This is a genomic window from Oligoflexus sp. (assembly GCF_035638955.1).
In the GTDB taxonomy this organism is placed as follows: domain Bacteria; phylum Bdellovibrionota_B; class Oligoflexia; order Oligoflexales; family Oligoflexaceae; genus Oligoflexus.
The window spans coordinates 20,089-31,096 of record NZ_DASQYZ010000248.1 but is presented as its reverse complement, the minus strand read 5'-3'; the positions used below and the strand labels follow the sequence as shown (position 1 = coordinate 31,096).

Below are 11,008 nucleotides of genomic sequence, written 5' to 3'. Positions count from 1 at the left end.
TCAAATTTCTGGCCAGGGAAGCAAAGGTGCGTCCCTGGCCTTTTTCGTGAGGTTGGATCAAGTCAAGTTGCACGCACTCGCGAAAGTAGGAAGAAGTTCGGGGTATAGTAGCCTGGTTTTACTCTCTGACTTTTCTGTTTTACTCGATGCAAAATAAAAGAGACCTGATCAATGAAAGTGCACGAACTCGGGCCCAACTTCCGAAATACATTTTGGTGACAGGAGCATTTCCACGATATACAACCAAATACGATATAGCGAAGTTAAGAGAAATTTACGTGGAACTCATGCGAATTGAATGGGCACAGGGCCTGAACAGCACTCTTCTACCCTGCGATTGGATGAAATTCGCCAGAGAACGTGAGGAGTGGAGCAACGAGCGTCGCGGCGGACAACAGGTCTAGCGCAATTACTTGCGGGATGCCTGGGACACATAGGCGACGTCGGTGCCGAAGCTAATCCATTCATGCATTGAAGGAGGATCGACAGGGATGCCTCTCCTCGGGCTCTGACGATCACTTAAACAAACCTGTCAACCGCCTGGCTCTTCTGCTGGTCACAATATTTTCTAGCTTTCCAAAAAAAGCACATTTTGAAAATGCCTATTACATCTCCAGGTGCCTAAAGTGTGCTCACAGCCCTCTCCTTTTCAATTCTTATAGTCTTATGAAGTAAGTTTAAGGGCGTCCTTATAGTGCTCTCAATTGAAATGGAAATCAAAAGACAATTTTTTGGGAGCCTTGAGAATCCGCATTTCCGTGAAGGACAGAGATCCTCTGAATTTGCCATTGGGAATCACCCCATGCAAAGAACAATCAAATGTGCCTGAATATTGATCGAGGCGCGTTGAAGCAAGCTTACGTGAACCGAAGAGAAAACCAATGCTTGTCGCGTTTCTTGTCCGACTTGCAGGAGTATGACCCATGAAAAAGTCGTATTTTTTAGCCCAATATACTAATAAAGAAGAGAACCAAGATATCGCATGGAGGCAGTCGTATGTGGAGCACAAAGCAAGTAAGCAGTCCGGAAAAGGTCAATATCCTCCTGGTGGACGATACACCATCAAATCTCACGGCACTTGAAGCTATCCTTTCACGTACCGACTATTGTCTTGTCAAAGCTCACTCAGCCTCAGAAGCTCTTCGGCTGCTGTTGCTCGAGTCCTATGCCGTCATTCTGCTCGATGTGATGATGCCGGAAATGGATGGCTATGAGTTTGCTATTGAGGCCAAATCGTTTGATCATAGCCGTGACACGCCAATCATCTTCGTCACAGCCATTGCTTCAGAACCTCAATATATAGCCAAAGGATACGCACACGGGGCCGCCGACTATTTGACGAAACCGTTGGATCCTGATGAAGTCAGAGCCAAAATCAATGTCTTTGTGGATTTGCATCGAAAAAATTTAAAGCTTCAGGATGCGGAACGCCGTCTAACCTTGCTTAACGCTGAGCTTACGCAACGTGCGGAGACCCGGGCCAGGGAACTCACAGCCAGCAACGAGAGATTTCGCATTTTTGTCGAAGGTGTTCAGGAATATGGTTTCATTCAAATGGATGAAAAAGGTCGATTTATAACCTGGAATGCCGGAGCGGAAAGGATTCTAGGGTATACCCAAGAAGAGATTATTGGCCTGCCATTCGACAGAATTTTCACCACTGAAGACGTCTTGTCCGGAGTGCCGGAACAGGAATTATCAATCGCGAGAGCAAGAGGAAGAGCTGACGACACGCGATGGCACTTGCGTAAGGACGGCAGTCGGTTTTGGGCACACGGTATTACAACATTGCTTCTCGACGAAAATGGACATCAATGTGGCTTCGCCAAAGTGCTTCGCGACTATACAGAGAGCAAAAAAGCCGATGATGCGCTCCGTGAAAGTGAAAGCATGCTGCATCTGGTCACGAGCGCTGTTCCGGCTTTGGTATGCTATGTCGGACCCGATCAGCGCTATCGCTTCGCCAATGACACATATCGCGATTGGTTTGGTTACCAGCCTGATTTGATGCGTGGGAAGCACGTCAGTGAAGTATTTGGCCCCGATGCATATGGCGAGCTTAAAAGTCATATTGAAACTGCTTTTGCGACAGAGCGCGAGGTCTCGTTTGAAGTCAGTGTTCTTTTGCCCAATGAACGTGAGCTGTGTGTGGCTGGAAGCTATACTCCTCATACCGATGAGGCCGGCATCATGAGGGGTGTCGTTGGTCTCATGACCGATATTTCGGCAAGGAAATCTATGGAGAATGCTTTAAAGGAGAGTGAGCAGCGTCTCAATCTTGTCATCGATTGCGCCCGGAACTATGGAATATTTGCTCTGGACACCTCAGGCAGGGTTTCCAGCTGGAATCAAGGGGCAGAGAGCCTCAGCGGCTATCAAGCTGAAGAGATTGTTGGCCAGCATTTCAGTGCGTTTTTTCCCAGCGAGGATGTTGCGGCAGGGAAATGTGAGGACGAGCTCAAAGTTGCGAGTGATATGGGCAGGTGTCACGATGAGGGATGGCGCCTTAAAAAAGATGGTACGCGTTACTGGTCCAACGTTACCCTTTCAGCTATGCGCGATCATTCTGGCAAGCTTCTTGGTTTTGTCAAAGTCATCCGCGATGATACAGAGCGCAAAGTTGCGGACGATCGTCTTCGGGCGAGTGAACAACGCAGCCGCCACCTCGCGGAGCGACTGTTGTTAACGCAGGAAGCTGCCCAGATTGCCTCCTGGGAGTTCAATCTTGCTGACCGAACAGCTTTCTGGAATGGTGCTGTAAGTGCTGTCTTTGGGCAGTGCCCCGAGAACTTTGACGACTTCCTTCAGCATGTTGAGCCCAGTGATCGGAAGCATTTGCGAAGATACATGTCTAAAGCGGAATCCAGCGGCGCAGAGCTCGAGGTGGAGTATCGCTTCCGTCTGTCAGACGGCAGTATGCGATGGATTCAATCCAAAGGGCGTATATATCGCAATGCCATAGGCAAGGCCTGGCAGGCCATTGGCATCGCAATAAATATCACTGATCGCAAGCGCGCGGAGGAAGCCTTGAGACAAAGCCAGAAAGAGGCCGCGGAGGCAAAAGAGGCCGCAGAGGTAGCCAGCCGTCTCAAGTCACAATTTCTGGCAAACATGTCCCACGAGATACGAACCCCGCTAGGAACGATTCTTGGCTTCAGCGAGTGTTTGCGTCAGTCAGATCTTAACGAGATCGAGCGGCACGAATTCATTGAGACAATCGTCCGAAATGCCAAGGCACTCGGGGACCTGATTGATGACATCCTGGACCTATCCAAGGTCGAAGCCGGAAAAATCAAAATAGAATTTCTTCCGGTATCATTACCAAGCCTCCTCGCAGATATCGCTTCATCACTTATGGCGAAGGCTAGAGAGAAGCATGTTGTGCTGGACGTCGCCGCACCGTCCGGGATCCCAACGATTATCAGGACCGATCCTGCGCGTATTCGCCAGATCTTATTAAATATAGTCGGGAACGGTATAAAATTCACTGAACAGGGTGTGGTATCCGTGCGAATGATCCTTCAGAAACAGACAGCCGACACGGCGAAACAGCACTTGGCATTCATTGTCAAAGATACCGGACGCGGGATGTCATCTGAAGAACAATCGCGCATATTTAAACCCTTTGGACAAGCTGACGACTCAACCACTCGCTGCTATGGCGGAACAGGGCTTGGCCTTGTTCTTTCTCGAAATCTGGCACGGGCGCTTGGGGGAGATGTCTATCTTGCTGAAAGTGAACGAGGTAAGGGGAGCACATTCATAATTACAATCGATCCGGGGGAAATGGAAGGCTGGCACGAGTCACAGCATGTTGCAACACTTGATCTAAACATGGAGCGACTGGATAAACCGTTGCCTCAACTTAAAGGGGTCCGGGTACTACTGGCAGAAGATTCAGAGGATAACCAAATTCTCATTAAGCACATCCTGTCAAAAGCTGGAGTTGATCTTGATATCGTTAACAACGGTGCCGACGCTGTAGAGATGGCCGAACAGCGCCAGTATGATGTCGTTCTCATGGATATTCAGATGCCTGTGCTTGACGGGAACGATGCCACCGAAGAACTTCGCCGGCGTGGTTACAAACGTCCAGTCATCGCTCTCACAGCTCATGCCATGCTGGAAGAACGCGAGAAAAGTCTCCGCGCTGGTGCCAATGATCACCTTACGAAGCCCATTAATAGCAAGAAGCTTATCTATACGATAATCCGCTATGCAGGTCTGCAGCCCGGGGTTCATTGAAAGTTCAAACTCTGACCTTCACTCCTTTTTCCTGCCATGGGAACGGAGGGTTTGAAATCAATCGAAGTCAGCTCGTAGGTATCTCAATGGCAGTGCTTGCCTTACTTACATTGGACTTTGAGTCACCCCACTCACGTGAGCTGGGACCCACAACGCGGGCAGAATCACACGTTTTGGGTTGGACGCACCTACTGCCAGGCTGGAAACTCCCCAAAGGCAATCCGCATTGAGGATTTTGTTCCAAGCGCAGCTTCGTGACAAAAAGCGTCATGGTTTGATACGGTCCTGCCCAGCCGCTAAACTCCCGAAACGCCTCAAGTGGCTTGTGAACCCTGGTCACTCTTCATAAACCCTCAAATCATAAGATCTTAATATCAAAGAGTAAAATATTTGGCACAGGCAATGCTTGACGGCTATCTGACCCTACTGTACATATTGAGTATGTACGGTGGATACAACCTCCCCGGGAGGGCTTAGGGTGCTTATCAATATCAACGATCAGGGGAGCGAACCGCTCTATCTGCAAATTGTCCGGCAGGTTTCCGCGCAGATTATCACCGGGTCATTGCCCCAAGGTGAGCCGTTGCCGTCGATTCGGGAACTGGCAAGGCGTGAGCACATCAGCGTTATCACGGTGCAGAAAGCCTATGAAGAGCTGGCCAGGCAGAATCTTATAGTCTCGCGTCGCTCCAAGGGATTTTTCGTCGCTGATCTTACGAAGACGAGCAAAGCGGATCTCGCGCGGGCTCACTGCAAGGAATCTCTGGAAAAACCGGTCCGCGATAGTTTGAGTGAAGGTCTCGACCTTGACGACATCGTGCAGATCGTCAAGGAAATTGTAGGCGAAGCGCAGCAATCGCCCCAGGCCAAGGAAGAGGAGACCGACTGATGGACACTATTTTGAATTTGCACGATCTGATCTGCAAGCGCGGCGACTTTCAGTTGGGTCCTTTGAGCTGGCAGCTGCCTACTGGACTTTTTTGTTGCGTCGTTGGGCCGAATGGAGCGGGGAAGACCAGCCTTCTTCAGGCTTTGATGGGGCTTTTGCAAGTTCGCGGCGGTTCCTGGGACATCGAAGGCGCCAGGATCAATCCTCGGCAGGGAGCCTGGAAGGAAAATATCGGCTACGCCTTCGATGGTCAAATTCATCATGAAAAACTCAGCGTCGCCGACAATCTTGAATTGCATGCAGGCCTGAGGCGGCAGTGGGATAAGGAGCTGGCTCGTGAACTCGTGTCGAGTTTTCATTTGGATACCAAACAGATCGTGGCCACGCTCTCACGCGGTCAAAGGCAGGCCCTCAGCCTGATTCTTGCGCTCGCCCACCGGCCGCGTTTGCTGCTCCTCGACGAGGTGACGAACGGCATGGACTCCCTGGTTCGCAAGGCCTGGAATGAGATCATTTTCCGCGAGATGGCGGCATCGGACATGAGCGTGCTGATGGCGACGCATTTGATGGCGGATGTCGCCAACCTTGCCGACAAACTCATCTTTGTGCAAGCGGGTCGCATCGTGGCTGACGTCGACAAGGATACGCTGGTGGAAACCTGGCGGCAGATCTCCTGTCGTTTGGCAGGGACCTTGTCCGAGCTTCCGGGCACCAAAAAATGGGAAAAAAGCGGGGACTCCTTGCGATTCATTTCGAGCCGAGCGGCTGAGGATCTACAGACATTGAAAGGCCTGGGAGCATCCCATATGGAATCGCGTCCTTTGTCTTTGGATGAAATATGTTTTTACACACTGGAGGGCTATCGTCATGTTTAAGCTTTTTTGGGCCGACATCAGGCAACTGAAAAAACCGTTTTTGTTTTTGATCTTAACGATTCCGCTTCTGCACTATCTGGATGATTCGCTCTTTTTGCATGCGCTGCCCACAACCATCGAGGTGATGGATGGTGACAAGGTTCGCGTTGTGAGCGAGCCCTTTGCCCATCTGTCCGCTTGGCCTTTTGTGATCATGACTTCGGTCATCCTGCTGCTGTTCTCGCACGAAGCCGGCGGTGGCATGCAAGGTCGACTTTCGAGTCTGGCCAGTCTGCCTCTGAGTCGCTGGAAAATTGGAGTTCTACGCCATCTGCCGCCCTTGGCTGTGGTTCTTGCTCTTGGTCTGATTTTCAACGTCTATCGAATGATCCTGTACTTTGGTTACGCCATGACCAGGTCTGATATCTGGCGTGAGACGCAAAGTGTTGACCTGAAAGTGGCCTGGGATGCTTTGAGGTGGGCCGGCAACCAGGTTAGCAATGCATACGGCGATGGCCCCTCCAGCCTGTTTTTCCAGGCTTCAATCTGGGCAGCCATCAGTTTTCTCATCCTGGGCATACCGCTTTTGATTGATGATGTCTGGCCTGGCATCAAACGCTCCAGCTTCGCGCTTTGGCTCAGCGTTTCGCTCTTTATCGGCGTGGGACTCCAGGTGGCCGTGTTCGCACTCGGCAGAGTCTTCGGCCTGACGCTATTTCCAACCTTTGCCTGGCCGTCATTGATTGCGCCAACACCAAACAGTCTCTGGCACCCCAGCATCATGAGTGTCGAAATCATTCTGGCTCTCTGTGTCCTGGGGTTGGAACTCTGGCGATTTCAGAATCGAAAGTCCTACGTTTAGGATGCACCCACGCTCCCCCAAAGCCTGCCATACAGCGCTGACCAAGGTCGTTACAAGGCGCAAAATGCGCCCGGTAACATCAGCGCTTTTTGTCCCTTTCTGCCGGCATGACCTTTGCGAGTCAAAAACCAGAAACTAACATCGGAAATCTTTCCCAAAGTAAGAACTCTTAAAGGGACAGCGATGAAGCTTTATCCTGTTTTCTTGATTCTTCTCCTCTTTGGCTTTCCACTCCTGGCCGAGGATGCCAACCAGTCTCGCCAACGTGATGTGCCTCTGACCTTGTCTGTCCTGGGTCCGGTCAGTTCCAATTGTGGAAAATATGAGCAGACCAATAGCTATTTTTGTCTGGGCCTGATCAATTGTTCGCTCGCCAACAGTTATGTTCTCACGCTAGCCCTCTCTGGTTACAACATCACAGACTATGATATGGAAGGTTATTCCCTCGCCTTGCTGGGTAACTTTGCAGGGCGCGATACTCAAGGCTTTCAGTTCAGCTTCCTTGCGAACACAACAAGGCGCCGCATGTACGGCCTTCAAATAAGTTTTGTCAATGTGGTGTTGGAGGAAAGTGTGATCGGAGCTCAAATCGGAGCTTTTAACATTAATTTCGGTGAGACCATTGGCGCCCAGATGGGGTTCTTCAATTCTACACAGGAAAGCGTAACCGGTCTTCAAATCGGTCTTGTGAATACCGTCCAAAACTCAGAAGAAAGCGGGCCCGACTTTGCGGTGCAATTCGGCTTGATCAACTATTCCGCCAACCCTCGCGTCCTGCCGATTGGATTTATCAACATCGTTCATGGCGGTCGCCTGCAGCTGGAATTGAACCGTTCCGTCCTTGGCATTCCGCGCATCGATTTCATCATGGGGAGCCCGTACCTATACTCGATATTCACGCTGGATTCCTATACGATCAGTTCCAGAGACAAGAAAGAGAGTGCGAATACGGCGGCTGCGATGGAAGGTGTAGGTCTGGGCGCTGCCATACCCATAGGCCCTGTCTACAGCCTTCGCCTGGAAAGACGGCAGTACTTCCCCACAAAATCAAGGCCCGACCTGGCTCGGGTTGAACGATGGCTCCTGGAAAGAAAAGTGTCCCGTGCCTTCGCCTTGAGCGTCGGTCTTGAAAAAAATCTCTTTCTCAACAGCGCCGTGGATCGGTCCCGTTGGGTTCAATCCAAAGCCAACCAAATCAGGTCTCTGACGACAGGTGTTTCATGGAATCTTTTGAGTGGGTTGTGATCCTTAGCCCGCGCGCTGCTGCCATCGGTTCCGCGGAATCCGGGCTTCCAGACTAGCCCCCTGATGATCAGGGTTGTCCTGAAGGCTAACGTGACCTCCAAGCTTCGTACAGATTTCATGAATCGCGGCAAGTCCTACGCCTCGTCCACTGCTCAGACTGGTGCCCACGGCTGTGGAAACCCCATCGGCAAAAAGAAGCTGCGTAAGGCCTTCGCGGTCCAGGGGTCCCAAGCCTTTTTCCGAAGCTATCACCTGCATTTTATCCCAAAGGATACCTTGACCATTGTCGCGGATGGAGAGGTGAATAAAATCGGCATCCGCATGCGCAGTGACGTCGAAAAAGGCTGTGGCATTTTTCCGAAAGTCCTCAGGCGCTCGTATAAATCCATGATCCAGCGCGTTGCCGAGAGCATGCAGAAGGATGGGGCGGACGAGCTCCAGCTGATCCATTTTCCAGTCTGTAATCTCGTCGCGTATCAGTAGGCCCTTCCATGCAATACCCGCATGGCTGAGACGCGCTTGGACATCGGGCAGAAGTTCATTGACCATGGACGCGAGACTATGATGGTGATGGGCGAGGCTGACCTCTTCATACTCCTGCACGATGGATTGATATTCGCGAAGCTGCTCCCAAAGGAATTGGGTCTGCTGCAAAAATTGCGCTTTCACAGCATCGGCAGCTTCTGTGCTGCGGGCCAACAGGCAATCTTCCATTTCATGAAGTGTCTGGGCGAGTGACGCCAGCCCGAGAGTCCTGGCCTCGCCTTTCCAGGTATGCAGTTGCCTCATGGCGGCTTGATCCAATTCTGCAGAAACGCGCAGGGACGTGAAGACGATGGCGCCGGTTCCGAGGCGCTTAAGATAGCGATCCACCCGAAGAAAGTCGGCTCTACGAAGTTCCAGGGCTTTGCGGTTGCGAGCCTCCTTGCGCTCCTGCTCAAGCTTCAGACTTTGCTCATAGGCTTTTTGCTCGCTGATATCCCGGATGACCAGGACGAGATGGGAAACGCGTCCATGAGCATCCAAATGCGGTCGCCAGAAAAGTTGCAAGACTTTGGGGCCAAGAACAATTTCTTCCGGCAAATGACTTTGATTGAATTCCCAGGCACTGCTGTCTTCACCCAGAATCGCACCCAAAGCTGCGCGCGTCATGGCCTGATTTTCATGCTTATCGGGCAAAAGAAGCTCGAGTACGTCATGGCCCATCAGTGACGTTTTTTGGGCCAGGATGGTTTCCAAGTGGCGGGAGTAACGCCCAAAGATTTTGCGATCAACACCGATACGCAGGATGCCTTCCTGCACGGAATCGAGGACATCCTGCAGATGTTCTTTTTGCACGCGGACCTGGTATCCCAGCCAAAGCCCCCAGCCCATGACCATGATAAGGATAGCGCCCCCGACCATGCCGAGCCTTAAATAGAATCGCTCTTTCTGAGCCTGCACCAGGGCCAAAGCCTGATTTTGATTCTGCACTTCCAGAAGTCGATTCAGCTGATCCTTGCGTTCAAGGTCGAATTCCGCACTCATGCGATGGGCCTGGTCCGCATTCTGCTGTTCCAGGAGTTCCCCATAAAGAGGTTCCCAGACCCGATAGGCGGCCAATTCTTCCATTTTCTGACTTAAAACGCGATAGAGCTTAATACGGCGTTTCTGAATTAAAAACTTATCATAGAGTGCGCGCGAACCTTCGAAGGATTGGGCGGCTTTCTGCAGTTCCCGTAAAGCGTCCTGAGGTTTATCAATTTTTAAAAGACCATCGCTGAGGTAGATTCCGATCCTTCCTACCATGAAGCGATTCTCGCCCTGCGCGAAAATCTCCTGCGCCGCTTGCAGATCCCGGAGCCCCTCGTGATGATCACCGCTGCGCAGGCGCTGGACGCCTCGGGCCGCAAGCAGGTAACCCCGGATGCTAGGGTCCTGCAAATCCTTGACGAGAACGAGACCATGCTCATAGGCAGCGAAAGCTTCCGGGCTCTTGTCGCCATCACCATGATACTGACCTAGATTCAGGAGTATGCTCGCCGCCATGTACCTTTGCTTTTTATCCTGAAAGTAGGTCAAAGCCTCCTTCATCCAGGCCACGCCTTCCGTCTCGCGATTGAGATCCCCACGTGCATAAACGGAACCGAGATTATTGCGGAGGTCGTAATAAAGTTCATCGTGAGGTCCGTTCGCGACCAACGTAAAGGCCTCAGTCAGAAGACGTACAGCCTGCTGCCATAGCGCCTGGCGATTATAGAAATAAGCGACGCGATTGAGAAGATTGGCCCGTTCAAAGGGATCGTTGACCCCCTGCAAAGCTTCCAGGGCGCGTTGAAAATGTTTTTCGGCCTCCTGCGTATCGTCCTGTGCTTCAAACCAGGACCCCAGGAGGAGCCAGGAGCGAGCGAGAGCCTTGTGATCACCCAGCTCTTGAGCCTTACTTTGGGCTGCCATCGCGAGATCACGGCTGAGACGATTGCGTTCTGCCGCGGATGCGGCTTCAGCAGCCAAGAGGGTAAGAACCATCCAGGCGCTGGGATCCTTTCCGGCCTCGATTGAAGATCTTTGCTTTTCAATGATTTCCAGGGCAAAGGAAGGATCGTCGAGCATCAGCTCATCCAGGTATTCATACGTGGCCCAGGGATTTGATGCAGCCGACAAGGCTTTTGTACCGAAAGCCGAGGCTCCGATACAGCTTATTATGATGAAAAAGTAAAGTAACCGCCCCATGGATCCCTCTGTTCATACCTATGAACCTTCGGTGACTCTGGGCTTTTCTTTGCCTCTAAAATGGTGAGATTCTCTGGAATTTTCCATGATTTTTCGGAAAGGTCTTAAAAACCACTAAAATCAACACGAACGGGCAGACCTTTGACCCCATTTTGATCCAATCCAGACAAAGGCAGCAAACGCCCCCACCGAAGTGCGCAG

Annotated in this window: 6 protein-coding genes; 5 read left to right on the top strand and 1 reads right to left on the bottom strand. The window is 51.4% G+C overall.

Annotated features, from left to right (window positions below; all coding sequences use genetic code 11):
- Positions 1-996 precede the first annotated feature (996 nt).
- The 5 genes from VE954_RS23100 to VE954_RS23080 all read left to right on the top strand — a co-directional run bounded on the left by VE954_RS23100 (position 997) and on the right by VE954_RS23080 (position 8,095).
- Positions 997-4,245 carry a PAS domain S-box protein gene (locus VE954_RS23100; protein WP_324957223.1) on the top strand — a complete coding sequence of 1,083 codons (3,249 nt, stop codon included), beginning with the start codon at positions 997-999 and terminating at the stop codon, positions 4,243-4,245.
- A 478-nt stretch (positions 4,246-4,723) separates the two neighbouring features.
- Positions 4,724-5,134 carry a GntR family transcriptional regulator gene (locus tag VE954_RS23095; protein ID WP_324957221.1) on the top strand — a complete coding sequence of 137 codons (411 nt, stop codon included), beginning with the start codon at positions 4,724-4,726 and terminating at the stop codon, positions 5,132-5,134.
- Positions 5,134-6,009 (top strand): ABC transporter ATP-binding protein, encoded by an 876-nt coding sequence (locus VE954_RS23090; RefSeq protein WP_324957219.1) that lies wholly within the window; start codon positions 5,134-5,136, stop codon positions 6,007-6,009. Before VE954_RS23095 ends, VE954_RS23090 begins: the two co-directional genes overlap by 1 nt.
- Positions 6,002-6,850, top strand: coding sequence for a hypothetical protein (locus VE954_RS23085; RefSeq protein WP_324957217.1), 849 nt, complete (start codon positions 6,002-6,004; stop codon positions 6,848-6,850). The genes VE954_RS23090 and VE954_RS23085 overlap by 8 nt, the downstream gene beginning before the upstream one ends.
- A 183-nt stretch (positions 6,851-7,033) precedes the next feature.
- On the top strand, positions 7,034-8,095 hold the full coding sequence (locus VE954_RS23080) for an LA_2272 family surface repeat-containing protein (RefSeq protein WP_324957215.1): 1,062 nt from the start codon (positions 7,034-7,036) through the stop codon (positions 8,093-8,095).
- A gap of 3 nt (positions 8,096-8,098) precedes the next feature.
- Here the strand turns inward: VE954_RS23080 and VE954_RS23075 are convergent, their stop codons facing one another.
- On the bottom strand, positions 8,099-10,807 hold the full coding sequence (locus VE954_RS23075; protein WP_324957214.1) for an ATP-binding protein: 2,709 nt from the start codon (positions 10,805-10,807) through the stop codon (positions 8,099-8,101).
- Positions 10,808-11,008: the final 201 nt, after the last annotated feature.

What these genes read in the sequence shown, in the direction of transcription:
- VE954_RS23100 (WP_324957223.1), top strand. Translation starts at nt 997, where the DNA reads ATGTGGAGCACAAAGCAAGTAAGCAGTCCGGAAAAGGTCAATATCCTC.
- VE954_RS23090 (WP_324957219.1), top strand. Translation starts at nt 5,134, where the DNA reads ATGGACACTATTTTGAATTTGCACGATCTGATCTGCAAGCGCGGCGAC.
- VE954_RS23085 (WP_324957217.1), top strand. Translation starts at nt 6,002, where the DNA reads ATGTTTAAGCTTTTTTGGGCCGACATCAGGCAACTGAAAAAACCGTTT.
- VE954_RS23080 (WP_324957215.1), top strand. Translation starts at nt 7,034, where the DNA reads ATGAAGCTTTATCCTGTTTTCTTGATTCTTCTCCTCTTTGGCTTTCCA.
- VE954_RS23075 (WP_324957214.1), bottom strand. Translation starts at nt 10,807, where the DNA reads ATGGGGCGGTTACTTTACTTTTTCATCATAATAAGCTGTATCGGAGCC.